At 72.2% G+C, this 16,812-nt stretch carries 17 protein-coding genes and 1 pseudogene; 10 read left to right on the top strand and 8 right to left on the bottom strand.

The features are described from left to right. Positions 1 to 27 precede the first annotated feature (27 nt). Positions 28 to 1,473 carry an FAD-dependent monooxygenase gene (locus C1N81_RS07940; protein WP_394427996.1) on the bottom strand — a complete coding sequence of 482 codons (1,446 nt, stop codon included), beginning with the start codon at positions 1,471 to 1,473 and terminating at the stop codon, positions 28 to 30. Positions 1,474 to 1,569: 96 nt separating this feature from the next. Here C1N81_RS07940 and C1N81_RS07945 point away from each other — a divergent pair, with 96 nt between their 5' ends. Then, on the top strand, positions 1,570 to 2,211 hold the full coding sequence (locus C1N81_RS07945) for a TetR/AcrR family transcriptional regulator C-terminal domain-containing protein (protein ID WP_394427997.1): 642 nt from the start codon (positions 1,570 to 1,572) through the stop codon (positions 2,209 to 2,211). A gap of 17 nt (positions 2,212 to 2,228) precedes the next feature. On the opposite strand, the gene C1N81_RS07950 is transcribed toward C1N81_RS07945, so the two are convergent. Both C1N81_RS07950 and C1N81_RS07955 read right to left on the bottom strand, forming a co-directional pair. After that, positions 2,229 to 2,606 (bottom strand): ANTAR domain-containing protein, encoded by a 378-nt coding sequence (locus C1N81_RS07950; protein WP_394427998.1) that lies wholly within the window; start codon positions 2,604 to 2,606, stop codon positions 2,229 to 2,231. A 124-nt stretch (positions 2,607 to 2,730) separates the two neighbouring features. Beyond that, a complete protein-coding gene (locus C1N81_RS07955; RefSeq protein ID WP_394427999.1) occupies positions 2,731 to 3,096 on the bottom strand; it encodes an ANTAR domain-containing protein in 366 nt (121 codons plus the stop codon). Between the two features lie 312 nt (positions 3,097 to 3,408). Between C1N81_RS07955 and C1N81_RS07960 the strand changes: the two genes are divergently transcribed. Continuing rightward, a complete protein-coding gene (locus C1N81_RS07960) occupies positions 3,409 to 3,828 on the top strand; it encodes an SHOCT domain-containing protein (RefSeq protein WP_394428000.1) in 420 nt (139 codons plus the stop codon). A gap of 63 nt (positions 3,829 to 3,891) precedes the next feature. Here the strand turns inward: C1N81_RS07960 and C1N81_RS07965 are convergent, their stop codons facing one another. After that, entirely contained in the window at positions 3,892 to 4,890 is a 999-nt protein-coding gene (locus C1N81_RS07965) for an aldo/keto reductase family protein (RefSeq protein ID WP_394428001.1), read from the bottom strand. A gap of 240 nt (positions 4,891 to 5,130) precedes the next feature. On the opposite strand from C1N81_RS07965, the gene C1N81_RS07970 reads away from it, so the two are divergent. After that, positions 5,131 to 5,958, top strand: a complete 828-nt coding sequence (locus C1N81_RS07970) for an NAD(P)H-binding protein (protein ID WP_394428002.1) — start codon at positions 5,131 to 5,133, stop codon at positions 5,956 to 5,958. A 211-nt stretch (positions 5,959 to 6,169) separates the two neighbouring features. Further along, positions 6,170 to 7,447: an MFS transporter gene (locus C1N81_RS07975; protein ID WP_394428003.1), complete on the top strand. Its 1,278-nt coding sequence runs from the start codon at positions 6,170 to 6,172 to the stop codon at positions 7,445 to 7,447. Positions 7,448 to 7,461: 14 nt separating this feature from the next. Here the strand turns inward: C1N81_RS07975 and C1N81_RS07980 are convergent, their stop codons facing one another. After that, the gene (locus C1N81_RS07980) at positions 7,462 to 7,656 is read right to left on the bottom strand and encodes a hypothetical protein (RefSeq protein ID WP_394428004.1); all 195 of its coding nucleotides are present in this window, start codon (positions 7,654 to 7,656) and stop codon (positions 7,462 to 7,464) included. Positions 7,657 to 7,998: 342 nt separating this feature from the next. Between C1N81_RS07980 and C1N81_RS07985 the strand changes: the two genes are divergently transcribed. Next, positions 7,999 to 8,607: a DUF4352 domain-containing protein gene (locus C1N81_RS07985; RefSeq protein WP_394428005.1), complete on the top strand. Its 609-nt coding sequence runs from the start codon at positions 7,999 to 8,001 to the stop codon at positions 8,605 to 8,607. Between the two features lie 107 nt (positions 8,608 to 8,714). Here the strand turns inward: C1N81_RS07985 and C1N81_RS07990 are convergent, their stop codons facing one another. Further along, entirely contained in the window at positions 8,715 to 9,599 is an 885-nt protein-coding gene (locus C1N81_RS07990) for an aldo/keto reductase (RefSeq protein ID WP_394428006.1), read from the bottom strand. Positions 9,600 to 9,774: 175 nt separating this feature from the next. Here C1N81_RS07990 and C1N81_RS07995 point away from each other — a divergent pair, with 175 nt between their 5' ends. The 5 genes from C1N81_RS07995 (at position 9,775) to C1N81_RS08015 (ending at position 15,346) form a co-directional block, all read left to right on the top strand. Next, positions 9,775 to 9,870 (top strand): Ms4533A family Cys-rich leader peptide, encoded by a 96-nt coding sequence (locus C1N81_RS07995; protein WP_394428007.1) that lies wholly within the window; start codon positions 9,775 to 9,777, stop codon positions 9,868 to 9,870. A gap of 175 nt (positions 9,871 to 10,045) precedes the next feature. Then, entirely contained in the window at positions 10,046 to 11,764 is a 1,719-nt protein-coding gene (locus tag C1N81_RS08000; protein WP_394428008.1) for an ABC transporter substrate-binding protein, read from the top strand. 2 nt (positions 11,765 to 11,766) lie between these two features. Beyond that, complete coding sequence (locus C1N81_RS08005) at positions 11,767 to 12,774, top strand: ABC transporter permease (RefSeq protein ID WP_394428009.1); 1,008 nt, start codon at positions 11,767 to 11,769, stop codon at positions 12,772 to 12,774. After that, a complete protein-coding gene (locus C1N81_RS08010) occupies positions 12,771 to 13,760 on the top strand; it encodes an ABC transporter permease (protein ID WP_394428010.1) in 990 nt (329 codons plus the stop codon). Before C1N81_RS08005 ends, C1N81_RS08010 begins: the two co-directional genes overlap by 4 nt. Continuing rightward, complete coding sequence (locus C1N81_RS08015) at positions 13,757 to 15,346, top strand: dipeptide ABC transporter ATP-binding protein (protein WP_394428011.1); 1,590 nt, start codon at positions 13,757 to 13,759, stop codon at positions 15,344 to 15,346. The genes C1N81_RS08010 and C1N81_RS08015 overlap by 4 nt, the downstream gene beginning before the upstream one ends. A gap of 113 nt (positions 15,347 to 15,459) precedes the next feature. Here C1N81_RS08015 and C1N81_RS08020 read toward each other — a convergent pair whose 3' ends face one another. Together C1N81_RS08020 and C1N81_RS08025 are read right to left on the bottom strand one after the other, a co-directional pair. After that, positions 15,460 to 16,116 (bottom strand): maleylpyruvate isomerase family mycothiol-dependent enzyme, encoded by a 657-nt coding sequence (locus C1N81_RS08020; protein WP_394428012.1) that lies wholly within the window; start codon positions 16,114 to 16,116, stop codon positions 15,460 to 15,462. A 107-nt stretch (positions 16,117 to 16,223) separates the two neighbouring features. Further along, a pseudogene (locus tag C1N81_RS08025) lies at positions 16,224 to 16,793 on the bottom strand (dihydrofolate reductase family protein); the annotation flags it as partial. Positions 16,794 to 16,812 lie beyond the last annotated feature (19 nt).

The raw sequence follows: 16,812 nt of genomic DNA on the forward strand, positions 1-16,812 counted from the left end.
CTGAGCAGGGAGGACGCCCGCTTCACCTCAGCCCGCGTACGCCGCCGCCACCGCCTCGCGGGCGGCTCGGGCCAGGGCCGCGTCGTCCGTCTCGTCGCAGGCCCAGGCGACATGACCGTCGGGCCGTACGAGTGCGGCCCGCACCTTCGACCATTCCGCGGGGGGCTCGGCCGGCGCGGCGCGGTGACAGGGGCCCGGCAGGACCCCGGCGCCCGTCAGGTCGAGCAGGACGTGCCGGGCGGGGCGCAGGAGAGCGAAGAGGCCGGTGCCGTTCAGCGCCAGGTCGGGGGCGCGTCGGCCGGTCAGCGGATGCTTTCCCGGCGCGGGGTAGGCGACCGCGAGGGCGGACAGGCGGCCCGCGAGTTCCAGGGAGAACGCGGGGACGGTGGCGATGCACTGGGCGAGCAGGGTGCGCAGCGCGGCGATCTCCGGTGTGTGGGCGTTCATCAGCGCCGTCTGGGCCCGCGTGCTGAGCAGCAGGTCCGCGCCGACCGGGTGGCGTTCCGCGTGGTAGGTGTCCAGGAGGCTTTCGGGCGCGGCGCCGCGGACGGTGGCGGCGAGTTTCCAGCCCAGGTTGGTGGCGTCCTGGATGCCGACGTTCATGCCGACGCCGCCGGCCGGATAGTGCATGTGGGCCGCGTCGCCGGCCAGCAGGACCCGGCCGGCGCGGTAGTGGGCGGCCTGCCGCGCGGCGTTGCCGAACCGGGACAGCCAGCTCGGGGTGTGCATGCCGAAGTCGCTGCCCGCGATACGTGTGACCTTGGCGCGCAGTTCGTCGAGGGTGAGGGGTCCGGGACGTTCGCCGTGCCGCCCCTCGGGGTCTCCGCCGACGATGCGATGGACACCGTCGGGCAGGGGGACCACCATCAGGCCGCCGTGCGGCCCCGAGACGTTGAGGACGGGCGTGTGCGGCGGCTCGTCCAGGACGACGTCGCCGAGCCACCCCCATGTGGTGGCGTCCGTGCCGGGAAAGTCGATTCCGGCGGCCTCGCGGACGGTGGAGCGGGTGCCGTCGCAGCCGACGACGTAGGACGCGCGCATCTCGTAGGACCCCTGGGGCCCCGCCGCCCGCACCGTCACCCCGTGCTCGTCCTGCGTGAGTCCCGTGACCTTGTGTCCTCGCCGGATGCGCGCTCCCGCGGCGCGCGCGTGGTCCTCGACGAGTTCCTCGGTGCGCGCCTGCGGCAGGGCGAGGGTGAAGGGGAACGGGGTGTCCAGACCGGCGAAGGACATCCGTTCGTCCAGGCCACCGAAGTGGCCGTCGGGGATGCGGCGTCCTTCGGCGAGGAACCGGTCCACCACCCCGCGCAGCGCGAACACTTCGAGCGTGCGCGGGTGCACGGTGAGCGCCTTGGAGTGCGGGTCGCGCGCGTGCCGGGCCTCCAGGACCGTCACCTCCGCGCCGCCCAGGCGGAGTTCGGCGGCTAGCCAGAGTCCCACCGGTCCTGCTCCGACGACGATGACCTGTTCCATGGCGTCCCTCTCCTCGTCCTGTGACGGCCCTTCTCGCGCCGCCCCCACGCTTCTTGGTCAGCGACCAAGAAGCGTGATCGTCAGTAGACTAGGTCAGTGACCAAAAAGCAAACGCGGACCGCCGCCGGACCCCGTCTCGACACCCGGGCCGTGGTCCGCGCGGCGCTGGAGCTGCTCGACGACAAAGGCGCGGACGCCGTCTCCGTGCGCGGCACGGCGGACCGGCTCGGGGTCCGCATGAACACCGTGCTCTGGCACGCCAAGACCAAGGCGCGGCTGCTGGAACTGATGGCGGACGCGATCGTCGCCGAGGCCCCCCTCGACGCGCTGCCCGCCGCCTGGGACGAGCGGGTCGCCGAACTCGCCCGCCGCTACCGCCGCGCGCTGCTCGCCCACCGCGACGGGGCCGCCATCGTCACCGGCACCTACGCCGCCGAACCGGCGACGCTGGCCTTCGCCGAGACGATGGTCGGCGCGCTGCTCGACGGAGGGCTGCCCGCGCGCGAAGCGGCGTGGGCCTGCTGGACCGTCCTCTACTTCGTCCTCGGCCTCACCCAGGAGGAACAGGCGGCGACGGGCACGGCGGCCGACCCGGAGCGCTTCACGCAGGCGCTGGCGTCGGCGGCCGGGGACTTCCCCTCCCTCGGCCTGGCCGCCCCTTACCTGACCGACACGTCCTTCGAGGACCGCTTCGCGTACGGGCTCAGCCGCATCCTGCGCTCACTGCCCTCGGACTGACACCGCGTCGGAACCGGTCACCGGGCCCGGCAGCCGCCCCTGCCGGGCCCCCGCCGGGCACCGGGCGCCCGGTGTCCGCGGCAGGCGCGCACCTGTCGTCGCAGTTCGTCCTCGATCCGCGCGGGCAGGACGCCGGTGTGGCCCCACTGGATGATCAGCAGCGCCACGACGCGGAGCTTGACGTTGGTGTGCTGGGAGATGTCCCGCAGCATCTCCCAGGCCCGGCCGGGCGGAACATGGGCCAGGGCCACGAGGACGCCGAGCGCCCGGTCGACGTCCGCGTGCGAGGCGACCGCCTCCCGCAGCTGTTCGTTCTCCTGTCGCAGCTCCGCCACTTCGGCTTCGGTGCCGCGCGATCGCGGGTCGGCGGCGTTCTTCGATGCTTGGCGCGTCAACTCGTGCCTCCGGGGTCAGGGGGGCAGCAATGTCACAGCACTCACTACCGTCTCTCCGCTCCCGCCCCGTATGCAAGTAACCCGCTCTGACCAGCGCGAACCGCGTACCCTGCGCACCGAGCGCTCAGCGGGGAGGCGGCGAGGAAGCCTTTTGCGCCCGCGGACGGCGCCCCTGACAGCCCTGCAGCCGACGCCTCAGCTCGGCGTGGATCTCGGCGGGCAGGACGCCGGTGTGGCCCCACTGGATGATCAGGAGCGCCACGTGACGCAGTTTGATGTTGGTGTGCTGGGACAGCTCACGCAGCACGTCCCACGCGCGTCCGGGCGGGATCCGGGCGAACGCGACGATGACGCCGATGGCCCGGTCCACATCGGCGTGCGAGACGACCGCCTCACGCAACTGGACGACTTCCTTCTCCAGCGCCGCCACGCGCGCCTCGGCCGCCACCGGTCCCGTGCGGGCGGCCTGCTTGTGTGCATCGGACGTCAACTCTTGCCTCCGGGGTCAGGGGGGCATCGGCGCCAGTTTCCCACCGGAGGCCCTCCGCCGCCGGTCAGCGCGGGCCCGCGGGCTCAAGTCCCGTTCGCGCGACGGCGGCACGGCGGGGCCGAACGGGTGGCACGGGTGGACCGCCACCCCCGTCAAGAGGCCCGGGGGCCACCGGGATCACGCGCGACTCGACTCACCTTTCGCGGGTGATGCCGTCCGCCGTCGGTGCGTCGCTCAATGAGGGGCAACTCCCGGAGGGACACCTGCCGCCGGCGCGGAACCCGCGCGGGTGCGAGGAAGGAGAGCAGCACTGTGAGCAGTTCCGTCACTCTCGCCTACGACTATCCGCTCTTCGGCGTCTTCTGGACCACGCTGTGGTTCTTCTTGTGGATCCTTTGGTTCTTCCTGCTCTTCCGGATCATCGGCGACGTCTTCCGCGACGACGACCTGAACGGATGGCTCAAGGCGGCCTGGATCGTCTTCGTGATCGTGCTGCCCTTCCTCGGCGTCTTCGTCTACGTCCTCGCCCGCGGCCGCGGCATGGGCCACCGCGAGGTGCGGGCGGCGGAGACCCGGCAGAAGGCCTTCGACGACTACGTACGCCGGACCGCCGCGGCCGACACGCCCCCCGCCACCCCGGCCGACGAACTGACGAAGCTGTCCCGGCTCAGGGAGCAGGGCGACATCTCGGAGGAGGAGTTCCAGCGGGCGAAGGGCAAGGTGCTGCACTGATCCGGACCCCGTCGTCCCGACCGCCCGGCACCCCGTCGTCCCGACCGCCCGGCGCCGCACGGCTCAGCGGTGCTTGACGCCCGTTCGGGCGCCGGGGGCGAGGGTGGGCCCGGTGACGGGGGCGTCGCCGAGCGCCCGGTCGACGGCTGCGAGCAGGTCGTCCGACAGGTCCACGCCGGAAGCGGCCGCGTTGGCGTGGACCTGCTCGGGGCGCGAAGCGCCGGTGATCGCGGACGCGACCTCGCGGCGGCGAAGGACCCAGGCCAGCGCCAGGGTGGGCATGCTCATCCCGGCCTCCTCTGCGATCGGGACGAGGCGCTGCACCGCTTCGAGCGTGGCGTCGCTGTAGACCAGATCCTTGGAGACGGCCATGTCGGCGGAGGCGAACCGGCTGCCCTCCGGGACGGGCTGCCCCGGCTTGTACTTGCCGGTCAGCACGCCCTGCGCGAGGGGCGACCACACGATCTGGGAGATGCCGTTGTCGGCGCACAGACGGAACACCTCGGCCTCCGGGGCCTGCCACAGCATCGAATACTGCGGCTGCGACGAGACGAACAGGCCGGGGCCCGCGACGTCGATCGCGGCCCGGATCTGCTCCGGGGTCCACTCGCTGAAGCCGATGTAGCGGGCCTTGCCCTGCTCCACGACCTTCCGGAACGCCTCGACGATCTCCTCGACGGGCACCGAGGGGTCGAACCGGTGCGCCTGGTACAGGTCGACGTGGTCGGTCCGCAGCCGGGTGAGGGAGGCGTCGATCTGCTTGGCGATCTGCGCCGCGGACAGCCCCTGGTCGGCCGGGTCGTCGGACATCGGGAAGAACACCTTGGTGGCCAGCACGTAGGAGTCGCGGGGGCGGGAGGAGAGGATCTCGCCCCAGGCCGTCTCCGCGGCTCCCCTGCCGTAGACGTTGGCGGTGTCGAAGAAGTTGATGCCCGCGTCGAACGCCGCGTCCGTGCAGGCCCGGACCTTGTCGGCCTCGATGCCGCCGGAGTAGGTGAGCCAGGATCCGAGCGAGATCTCGGAGACCTGAAGGTCCGAGTCGCCGAGCCTGCGGTAGCGCATGGTTGCTCCTTGCGTAGGTATGACCGTGTGGCCAGCGTCGACGAGACGTCGGCCGAAGCGCGGTATTGACGGCACCTGGGGCGGCCGCGTCGCAGGCGGTGCCGGGGTCCAGGGTTGCCCGATCGTCGTACGGAAAACCCTTTGACGGGCACGCGGCCGGTGTCCGAGGGTGTGGCGGTCATCGCGGCCGCGAAAGCCGGCCGCACGGTGCAGCCGCACGGCGAAGGAGTGGGAATCTCCATGATCGTGGTGTCCGCCGCCTCCGGTGTCCTGGGGCGACTGGTCGTCGACCAACTGCTGGCCCGGCGCCCCGCGTCGCAGCTCGCCGTCGCGGTACGCGCGCCGGAGCGGGCCGCCGATCTCGCCGCCCGGGGCGTCCAAGTGCGCCACGGCGACTACGACGCGCCCGGCACGCTGCGCACCGCCTTCCAGGACGCCGACCGTCTGCTGCTGATCTCCTCACCGGAACTCGACCCCGCCCGCCGCATCCGGCAGCACCGGGCCGCCGTCGACGCCGCCCGCGACGCCGGCGTGGGCGCCGTGGCCTACACCAGCTTCCTGGACGCCGACACCCGTTCCGACGGAGTCACCGCGGCGCACCACGCCACCGAACACGCCCTGAAGGCCGCGGGCCTGCCGCACACCTTGCTGCGCCACCCCTTCTACAGCGAGGGGTTCCTCCACCCCGCGCTGCGGGTCGCGCGCGCGTCAGGAGAGGTGCGGGACGCGACGGGCGGGCGCGGCCTCAACACCGCGACCCGCGCCGACCTGGCCGAAGCCGCGGCGCGGATCCTCACCGAGGACGGCCATACGGGCCGCGCCTACGACTTCACCGGCACCCTGTGGACCTACCCGGAGCTCGCCTCGGCCCTGACCCGCGTCTGCGGCAGACCCGTCGCCCATCGCGTACGGCAGGACCGTGCCCCGGGCGTCCAGGGCTGGCTGGAGGACCAGATCCGCTCCGGCGCGCTGGAACGGCAGACCGACGACCTGGCGCATGTCCTCCGCCGCCCGCCCACCGCCCTGGACCAGGCGCTTGGCGCACTCCTCACCGACACGTCCACGTAGCCGCGGCGACATCACCACCGCTACGGGCCGACGGCCGACCGCCGACTGCCGACTGCCGACTGCCAACCGCCGACCTCCGACGCGCCTGAGGCGGCCGTTACATTCGCAGGCATGGCCCCTGGGCGAGCGCCGAGCCGCACCGCGCACACCCATGTGCCGACATCTGCCCCCTACGTCGTCCACACGGGCGGCGCAGAAAGCAAGACTGCCCATGACCCGCACCAAGTCGTCCGTCCTGACCGCGCCCGGCATACCGCACCTCCTGGTGCTGGTGCTCCTCTGCTTCTCGGGCTTCGCACTGTTGCTGCCCGTCACCCCGCAATGGGCCCTGCACGGAGGCGCCGACGAGTTCGGCGCCGGACTCGTCACCGCCACGCTGATGGCCGCCACCGTCCTGGCCCAGCTGCTCGTCAAACTGGCTCTGCGCACCCTGGGCTGGTCCCGCACCCTGTCGCTCGGGGCTCTGCTGCTCGGACTGCCCGCGCCCGTTCAGGCCGTCAGCGACAGCCTGTGGGCCATCCTGGTCACCACCGCCCTGCGCGGACTCGGCTTCGGCATCATCACCGTGTGCGGTTCCACCGCCGTCGCGATGCTCGCCCCGCGTGAACGCCAGGGGGCGGCCATCGGCCTGTACGGTCTGGCCGTCGCCCTGCCGCAGATGGTGCTGACCCCGGCGGCCCCGGCCCTGACCGCGGCCTTCGCCCTGCCCACGATCATCGCGTGCGGTGCGGTGCCGGTCCTGGCGCTGCCCTTCGCGCGCACGCTGGGCCGGGCGGTGGACACCCGGGCCGCGGCCCCCGACCCCGAGCGGATCGCCGGGGGCGACGCCGGCACGGCGTCCTCGCTCACCGTCCTCCGCCGCATCTGGCTGCCGCTCACCACCCTGCTGTTGGTGACCTCGGCCGGAGGCGCCGTCCTCACGTTCACCCCTCAGTTCGCCGAGCGGGCGGCTCTCGCGGCAACGGCACTCCTCCTCTTCACCGCGACAGCCGCGGGCACCCGCTGGGGCTTCGGAGTGCTGGTGGACCGCTTCTCACCCCGCCCCCTGAGCTGCGCCCTCCTCGTGGCCGCGGGCGCCGGACTCGCCCTGATCGCCGTGGCCATCGGCTCCGCCGCGCCCGGTGTGATGCTCCTGCTGTGCGGACTCGTCCTGCTCGGGGCGGCGTACGGCGGGCTGCAGAGCATCACACTCGTCCAAGCGCTCAATCAGGCCGGGCCGAAGAACCGGCACACCACCTCGGTCGCCTGGAACATCGGCTACGACACCGGCACCGGCCTCGGCTCCCTCCTGCTCGGCTTCGCCGCGCAAGTGGCCACGTTCTCGGCCGGGTTCGCCGCGCTGTCCTGCGTACTCGCCGTCATGGCGGTGGTGTCCCCGACGATCGGCCCCCGCCGGCCCGCGACCACCGACTCTGAACAGGCTCCGACCGGGACGGGACCCCGCCGGAAGGCCCGGAGGTCCACACCCCGATCGCCTTCCGACGGTTAGGCCCCGCACGAGGGTCACCGACCCAGGGAGGTTCTCAGGCAGGCGATCAGTTCACCGGCCGGTACTTCCGTCCAGGCGGCTTCCGGAACCCCCACGCGCAGCGCCTCATAGCGTTCCGGGGCCGCCTCGCACACCAGAACCTGCCGACTCGTCGAGTTCATCGGATCGACCCGCAGGCGCACGGCACGAAGCGTGATCGTCGGGAACATGCCCCGCAGCACCTCGTCCGCGTGGAGGCGGCGCAGGAGGCCCCTCTCCCTCCGGTGGAAATCGGACGACAGAAGGGCGGACCACTGTGACGCGGTGGGCTCAGGGCGGGCCCGAGGCCGCCCGAAGCGGTCACCTCCGGATACGGGTCTTCATCCGGCCCTTCACCATGAACGTGCATGGCCTCGCTCCCCCCACCGTTGATCGACATGTTGCCCCCACTCCGTGCGCGTCCATATGCGCATGGGCACGTCGATCATGCACCGTCCCACCGACAACGTGCCCTCGTTAGGCTTGCGCCATGGTGCGGCTGGGGAGGCCGCTGATTCTTGGGGGGGTTCGCCATGCGCAGCCACGTCCGCCTTGCCGCTCTGCTGACCGTTCCTGTCGCGCTCGCCACCGTGTTGTGCGGTTGCTCCGGCGAGGGCGGTGGTCGGAACGCGGCAGCGCCCAGCGAGCCGGTCGAAGCGTCCGCCTCCTTCGGCAAGGTCGATGTGGGTGAGCCGGCCGGAGCGCCGGGGGCCGGTCCGGCGCCGCTGCTCGTCGTGGGTACGCGGGGCCCCTTCGACGTCTTCGACGAGGCGGGCGAGGCCGTCCGGACGCGGATGAGCGTCAAGGTCGAGTCGGCGAAGTACGTGACGGCCGCGGACCTCGGCACGGCGAACGACCCGGTCCATGGCCAGTACCTCGTCCTCACGCTGACGTTGAAGAACGTCGGCAAGGCGCCTGGGCGCTTCGCGGCGCGCGGCGCCATGCAGTGGCAGGACGCGAAGACCTCGCTGCGGGACTGCACCACGGGTGAATCCGTCGAGGGGCCGGATCTCGACGCCGAGTACCGGCCGGGTCAGGCGGTGACGGGCTCCGTCGTCCTGGATGTCCCGCGGCACGGCGGCACGGTCACGTACTACGACGGCCCTGGCAGAGGCTCCTTCGCCGTCCTTCTGCCGGAGTAGCCGGCGCAGCCGGACAGCCGCGGCCTGCCGCAAGCTGCCGCAGCCGTCCGGTGTCTCACGCGTCGCGGGGCCCGGACGCCCGCCCCGCGCACGGCGGCGCGGGCGGGTCAGGCCGCGTCGAGCCGGGCGAGTTGCTCCGCGCTGAGCTTCAGGTCGGCCGCGGCGGCGGAGTCGGTGATGGAGGCGGGGCGCTTGGCACCGGGGATCGGGATCACCACGGGGGACTGGGCGAGCTCCCAGGCCAGCGCCACCTGCTGCGGGCTGACACCCAGCTCCGTGGCGACGTCCTGGAAGGCGGGGTGGTCCTCGGCGAGTCCCTTGGCGCGGTCGAGGCCGCCGAGCGGGCTCCAGGGCAGGAAGGCGAGGCCCAGTTCGGCGCAGACGTCGATCTCCGGGCGGCTGCTGCGGAAGGCCGGGGAGAACTGGTTCTGCACGCTGACGAGCGCGGGGCCGAGCACCGCGTGGGCCTGCCGGATCTGTTCCGGGTCCGCGTTGGACAGGCCGATCATGGCGACCTTGCCGCTGTCGTGGACCTCCTTGAGGGTGCCGATGACCTCTTCGTACGGGACGGCCGGGTCGGGCCGGTGGTGCTGCCACAGGGCGAGCTGCTCGACGCCGAGGCGGCGCAGCGAGTCGTCGACGGACGCGCGCAGGTGCGGCGCGGAGCTGTCGGTGTCCCAGTCGCCGCCGTCGGTGCGGACGTGCCCGCCCTTGGTGGCGAGCAGCACCCGGTCGCGGACGCCGAGTTCGTCGAGCAGTCCGGCGATGAGGCGCTCGTTCTCGCCCTGCGCGTCCGCGCCCTTCTCGGCGCCGGGTCCGTAGGCGTCGGCGGTGTCGAAGAGGGTGACGCCGGCGTCCAGGGCGGCGGTCACCGTGTCGAGGAGCCGGCCGCGCGGCTGGGTCCCGCTCTGGTCGAACGTCATCAGGCCGAGCCCGATGGCCCCGACCTCGTGGCGTCCGACGGTGTCATTGCCGATGAATCGTGTCTGCATGGTGGACGACGTAACCACGGGGGAAGTCTCTCAAACGCGTACGGTCATCTTCGGGCGGGACTTCTGGGTCAACTGCGCCGCACGTGTGCCCTGTTGATCCGCCGGTCCGGCCACTGAGACGTTTCGTCTCACCCCGCGTTGACATTTCCCGGATCAGTGATCCATATTCCTGTCCATGTCACGCAGCTCCTTCACCCCCGCGAACGCCGCCTTCCGGCTGGCGCTCATCGGTGTGACCGGGCACAGCGTTTCCGACATCCACTGTTGCTGACGCCTGCAGGCGTGCGCGCGTCGGCCTTGTTCCCGACTGCGCACCTGCATTCCTTCCCCTCGCAGGCGCGACAGTCCCCGGTGCATCCGGTCGCCATCCCGGCCATCTGAACTCCTCGGTGCCGCCTGCGCGGTTTTCATCCCGTTATGGCAGTACTCCGAGAGGTCATGTCCCGATGCGTCAACCGCCCTTCATATCGCGCCGCCTCACCGCGGCGGCAGCCGTACTCGCCGTGGGCGCGGGCGCCGCGGCCTGCGGCCCCCAGGACAGCGGGAGCGGTTCCGCCGGCGCCTCGGGCACCCCGCACAAGGGCGGCACGCTCACCGTCCTGAACAGCAGCCCGCAGACCGACTTCGACCCCGCCCGGCTCTACACCTCCGGCGGCGGCAACATCCCCTCCCTCGTCTTCCGGACGCTCACCACCCGCAACCGCGAGGACGGCGCCGCCGGTGCGAAGGTCGTCCCCGACCTGGCCACCGACCTCGGCACGCCGAGCAAGAACGCCACCGTGTGGACGTTCACGCTCAAGGACGGCCTCAGGTACGAGGACGGCAGCAAGATCACGAGCGCCGACGTCAAGTACGGCATCGAGCGCTCCTTCGCCGCCGAACTGTCCGGCGGCGCGCCCTACCTGCGGGACTGGCTGATCGGCGGGGCCGACTACGAGGGCCCGTACAAGGACAAGAAGGGCCTCGACTCGATCGAGACGCCCGACGAGAAGACCATCGTCTTCCACCTGAACAAGCCCGAGGGCGAGTTCCCCTACCTCGCGACCCAGACGCAGACCACCCCGGTGCCGCAGGCCAAGGACAAGGGCACCAAGTACGAGCAGCACCCACTCTCCTCCGGCCCGTACAAGGTCGTGAGGAACGAGGGCGACGGCGAGCGGCTCGTCCTTGAGCGCAACACCCACTGGTCGGCCGCGACCGACGAGGAGCGCAAGGCCTACCCCGACCGGATCGACGTCCGCTCCGGTCTCGACTCCGCCGTCATCAACCAGCGGCTCTCCGCGTCCCGGGGCGCCGACGCCGCCGCCGTCACCACCGACACCAACCTCGGCCCGGCCGAACTCGCCAAGGTCAGCGGCGACAAGGATCTCGCCGCCCGCGTCGGCACAGGACACTTCGGCTACACGAACTACATCGCCTTCAACCCGAAGGTGAAGCCGTTCGACAACCCGAAGGTGCGCCAGGCGATCGCCTACGCCGTCGACCGCTCCTCCGTGGTCAACGCGGCGGGCGGCTCTTCCCTCGCCGAGGCCGCGACCACGTTCCTGCCCGACCAGAAGTCCTTCGGCCACACGCCCTACGACCACTTCCCCGCCGGGAAGTCCGGCAACGCGGCCAAGGCAAAGGAGCTGCTGAAGGAGGCCGGTTACGCCAAGGGCCTGACCGTCACCCTCACGCACTCCAACGAGAAGGACTTCGCCACCAGCCCGGAGATCGCCACCGCGGTCCAGGAGGCGCTGAAGAAGGCGGGCATCACCGTCAAGCTCCAGGGCCTGGAGGACAACGACTACTCCGACACCATCCACGACGTGAAGAGCGAGCCGGGCTTCTTCCTCACCGGCTGGGGCGCCGACTGGCCCTCCGGCGGCCCGTTCTTCGCGCCGATCTTCGACGGCCGCCAGATCGTCAAGTCCGGCTACAACTTCAACGCGGCCCAGCTGAACGACGCCTCGGTCAACAAGGAGATCGACGAGATCAACAAGCTGACCGACCTGAGCGCCGCCGCGCAGCGCTGGGGCGCCCTCGACAAGAAGGTCGGCGAGCAGGCCCTGACCGTGCCGCTGTTCCACCCGGTCTACAAGCGCCTGTACGGCAAGTCCGTCAAGAACATCGTGATCAGTGACTGGACCGGTGTGCTCGACGTCTCGCAGGTCGCGGTCAAGTAGCCATGGCACAGACACTCCTCGCCGAGGAGACGGAAGGGGCGGGCGCCGTGATCGCGGCTCCCGCCCCCGGGGGCCGTACGTTCTGGCGGCGCCTGCGGGCCCGCCGCGCGGCCCTCGTCGCGGGCGCGGTCGTCGCCCTCCTCGTCCTCGTCGCCCTCACCGCACCCCTGCTCACCGCGATCGAGGGGCAGAACCCGACCACGTACCACCCGGCGCTCGTCGACTCGGCGACCGGCGGCGTACCGACCGGCTCGTTCGGCGGGATCAGCGCCGACCACTGGCTCGGGGTCGAACCCCTCACCGGCCGCGACCTGTTCGCCCGCGTCGTCTATGGCGCCCGCGTCTCCCTCGGCGTCGCGCTCACCGCGACCCTCTTCCAGGTGCTCATCGGCGTCGCCGTCGGGCTCGCCGCAGGGCTCGGCAACCGCTTCGTCGACCAGGCGCTGAGCCGCGTCACCGACGTCATGGTCGCCCTGCCCGTGATGGTCATCGCGCTCGGCGCCCTGGCTGTCGTCCCAGCCTCCTTCCCGCGCCCGGTCCTGATCGCCGTCGTCATCGGCCTCGTCGGCTGGGCCGGAACCTCGAAGATCGTGCGGGCCCAGACCCTCGCGCTGAAATCGCTCGACCATGTCGCCGCCGCCCGGCTGAGCGGCTGGAGCGGGTGGCAGGTCGCCCGGCGCGAGCTGCTTCCGGCGCTGGCCGCGCCCGTCATCACGTACGCCGTGCTGCTCTTCCCCGCCAACATCGTCGTCGAGGCGGCCCTGTCCTTCCTCGGGGTCGGCATCAAGCCGCCCACCCCGTCCTGGGGACAGATGCTCAGCGACGCCGACACCTGGTACCAGGCGGCCCCGAGCTATCTGCTGATCCCCGCCCTGCTGCTGTTCGTCACCGTGCTCGCGCTGACGGTCCTCGGCGACGGCGTGCGCACCGCGCTCGACCCGCGCGCCGAGTCCCGGCTGCGGATCGGCACCGGCCGCCGCCGCGGCGCCAAGAAGGGAGCCGACGCATGAGGGGCTTCCTGCTCCGGCGCGTCGGCGGGGCGGTCTTCGTCCTCGTCGCGCTCAGCATCGTCGTCTACGCCGCCTTCTACGTCGCTCCCGGCGACGTCGCGCAGATCGCGTGCGGCCCCCGCTGCTCCCCCGCACAGGTCGCGCAGGTCAGCGCGCAACTCCACCTGGGCGACCCGCTGTACGTGCAGTACGCGCACTTCGTCGAGGCTCTCTTCGCGGGTCGCGACTACTCCACCGGAACCGGCGTGATGCACTGCCAGGCCCCCTGCCTCGGCCTCTCCTACCAGAGCGACCAGCAGGTCACCGAGCTGATCCTGGCCAAGCTCCCGGCGACCGCCTCGCTCGTCGTCGGCGCCTTCGTGCTGTGGATCGTGCTCGGCGTCGGCACCGGCGTGCTCTCGGTGTGGCGGCGCGGCCGCGTCACCGAACGCGTCCTGACCTGGATCACGCTCGCCGGGATGGCCACCCCGGTCTTCGTCGTCGGGCTGCTGCTCATCATCCTGCTGGTGACCTGGCTCCAGATCCTGCCGTTCCCCGACTACGTGCCCTTCACCGACGACCCCGAGCAGTGGGCATGGAACCTGCTGCTGCCCTGGATCTCCCTCGCGCTGGTGTCGGCGGCCCCGTACGCCCGGATGACCCGCGCCTCGATGCTGGAGACCCTGGCCGAGGACCACGTGCGCACCTTCCGCGCGTACGGGGTCGGCGAGGGGACGCTGGTCGGCCGGCACGCCCTGCGCGGCGCGCTGGCACCGGTCATCGCGCTCGCCGCGCTCGACGTCGGCTCGATGTTCGGCGGCGCCGTCCTGACCGAGTCCCTCTTCGGCATCCCCGGGGTGGGCCGGGAACTCGTCGACGCCGTCAAGACCGTGGACCTTCCGGTCGTCGTCGGCCTGGTGCTCACCACCGGGTTCTTCGTCGTCCTCGCCAACACCGTCGCGGACGTCCTGCACGCGATGGCCGACCGACGGGTGGTGCTCGCATGAGCCTGGTCGAAGTCTCCGGTCTCTCCATCTCGTTCGGCGACGTACAGGCGGTACGGGACCTGTCGTTCACCCTCGAACGGGGCCGCGCGCTCGGTGTCGTCGGCGAGTCCGGCTCCGGCAAGAGCGCCTCGGCGTACGCACTGCTCGGCCTCCATCGCGGTACCGGGGCAAAGGTCACCGGTTCCGTCAAGGTCGCCGGAGTCGACGTGAACGCGGCGGACGACACCGAGCTGCGCGCGCTGCGCGGCGGTCGCGCAGCGATGGTCTTCCAGGACCCGCTGTCCTCGCTCGACCCGTACTACGCCGTCGGCGACCAGATCGCCCAGGTCTACCGGGTCCACCACCGGGTCTCCCGGCGCGCGGCGCGGGCGCGGGCCGTCGAGGTCCTCGACCGGGTCCGCATCCCCGATGCCGCTCGGCGCTCGCGGTCCAGGCCGCACGAGTTCTCCGGCGGCATGCGCCAGCGGGCGCTGATCGCGATGGCCCTCGCCTGCGAGCCGCGGCTCCTCATCGCCGACGAGCCGACCACCGCCCTGGACGTCACGGTGCAGGCCCAGATCCTGGACCTGCTGCACCAGTTGCGGACCGAGACGGGCATGGGCCTGCTCCTCGTCACGCACGACGTGGCGGTCGCGGCGGAGTCGGTCGACGACGTGCTCGTCATGCGGTCCGGGCGGGCCGTGGAGCGCGGGCCCGTCGGTGACGTCCTGCTGGCCCCGCGCGAGCCGTACACGCGGGCACTGCTCGCGGCGGTGCCCCGCGTCACGGCCGGTACCGCGGTCACCGAGCCGGCCTCGGTGAAGGAGGAGGCGGGCGAACCGCTCGTCGAAGCCGTCGATCTCGTCCGGGTCTTCGGCAAGGGCTCCTCCGCCCACACCGCCGTCGACGGCGTCTCCGTCGCCGTCCGCCGCGGCGAGACCCTCGGCATCGTCGGCGAGAGCGGAAGCGGCAAGACCACGCTCGGACGCATGCTCGTCGGACTGCTCGACCCCACGTCCGGCCGCATCGCCCGGCGGGCGCGCGTGCAGATGGTGTTCCAGGACCCGCAGTCCTCCCTCAATCCGCGCCGCTCCATCGGCGAGTCGGTCGCCGACCCCCTGCGCGCGTCCGGCGAGCGCGACGAGAGCGTCCTCCGCTCCCGCGTCGGCGACCTCCTCGAACGCGTCGGCCTCGACCCCGGGCAGTACGACCGGTATCCGCACGAGTTCAGCGGGGGCCAGCGCCAGCGGGTCGGGATCGCGCGGGCCCTGGCGGGCGACCCGGACCTGATCGTCTGCGACGAGGCGGTCTCCGCACTCGACGTGACGACGCAGGCCCAGGTCATCGCGTTGCTCGGCCGGTTGCAGCGCGAACTGGGCCTGGCCCTGGTCTTCATCGCGCACGACCTCGCCGTCGTACGGCAGGTCAGCGACCGGGTCGCGGTGATGCGCGGGGGCCGGATCGTCGAGGAGGGCGACGTGGAGACGGTCTACGCGGAGCCCCGGGACCCGTACACGCGACGGCTCCTCGCCGCCGTCCCCGCGCTCGACCCCGCGCTGGCGGAACGACGCAGGGCGGAACGGGCGGAGTTGTCGGCATCGGTTTGAACCGAGCAGGGCCGGGGTTCCGGAGTTCCGGGGTTCCGGGCTTCCGCGATTTCGGGCTTCCGCGATTTCGGAATTCCGCGATTTCGGGGTCCCCCCTGGAGGTTCCTGGCCTGTCACGCCGCCGTTCCGGAGCGCTCGCGGAGGCGCTCGACACCGTCACCCGACAGGTCGTCGAGGAAGGCCGTGCGTCCGGTCATGGCCATCGTCAGCGCCAGGGTCGTCCCGGACACGAGCGCGCCGGACCCGGTCGCGAACGGGCCGTCGGTCGCCACCAGGTGCAGGCCGCCGATGCGGCCCTTGGCGAGTACGACCAGGTCCGACCCCTGGTAGTACTCGGCCACGCGCGTGACGACCTCGACCGGGTAGTCCCGACGCATCCCCAGGGGGCGCCGGATGTCCTCCGCGTGGACGAGCGTCTCGCCGAGCATGGCCATGGCGGGGAGCGGGGGTTTCGTCCGGCTGGGCACGGTCCGCCGGAACCGCTCCAGCGTCTCCGCCGGGGTCGCGCCGAGTTGTTCGGACAGCCGCATCGCCACCTGCCGGTCGAAGTCGAACCGGCAGCGGAGCACCCCGGCGAACCAGCGCACCGCGTTGAGGCTCGCCCCGGCGGTGAGGTGGGCCAGCACCTCCCGCACGGAGAGCCCCGCGCAGAGCGACGGCGTCGCCCATCGGTCGTCGCGCAGCTCCGTGAGATCGGCGGCCAGCGCCGCGCGCTCGGCCCGGATCAGCGGCCAGGGGCTCGCCTCTCCCGTGGTCGGGGGCGTGCTCACGCGGTGCCCTCCTCGGACGCGGAGGCGGTGCCCTCGCCGGACGCGGACCCGGACCCGTCCCCGGACGCGGACCCCTCCCCGGACGCGGACGCGGACCCGTCCCCGGATCGAAGCACCCGGTAGCGGAGATGCGTGACGTCGCGGCCTTCGAGGCGTCGGACGAGGTCCAGCTCGATGTGCCCGCTGCCCAGATGGTCGAAGAGCCGCCGGCCCTCCCCGAGGAGAACCGGCACGAGGTGGATCTCCATCTCGTCCAGCTGCCCCGCCCGGAGCAGCGCCTGGGCCGCCCCCGCCCCGTGCACCATGACCGCCTTGTCCCCCGCCGCCGCACGGGCCCGGCGGGCACAGTCCTCCACGTCGGTGACGAAGCGCGCGTGGCCCGGCGGCATGTCCCCCTCGTCGATCCGGTGGGTCAGGACGAAGATCGGCACACCGTCGTGGTGGTCGCCCTGCCACCGCCCGGCGAGTTCGAAGGTCCGGCGGCCGGAGATCAGCGCGCCGGTGGCCAGCGCCTCGCGGTAGACCTGGCCGCTCGGGCCGTCGGAGTCCCGGTCGTCGAGCCAGTTGAAGAGCCGCCAGCCGTCGCGCCCGAGCTCCTGCCCCGGTTCGTCGTCGGGTCCGGCGATGTACCCGTCGAGCGACATCGTCATGTAGAGCCGGATCGGATTGTTCGTCATGGCCTCGCTGCTTCCTCCG

It is taken from the genome of Streptomyces sp. SGAir0957 (assembly GCF_043523415.1).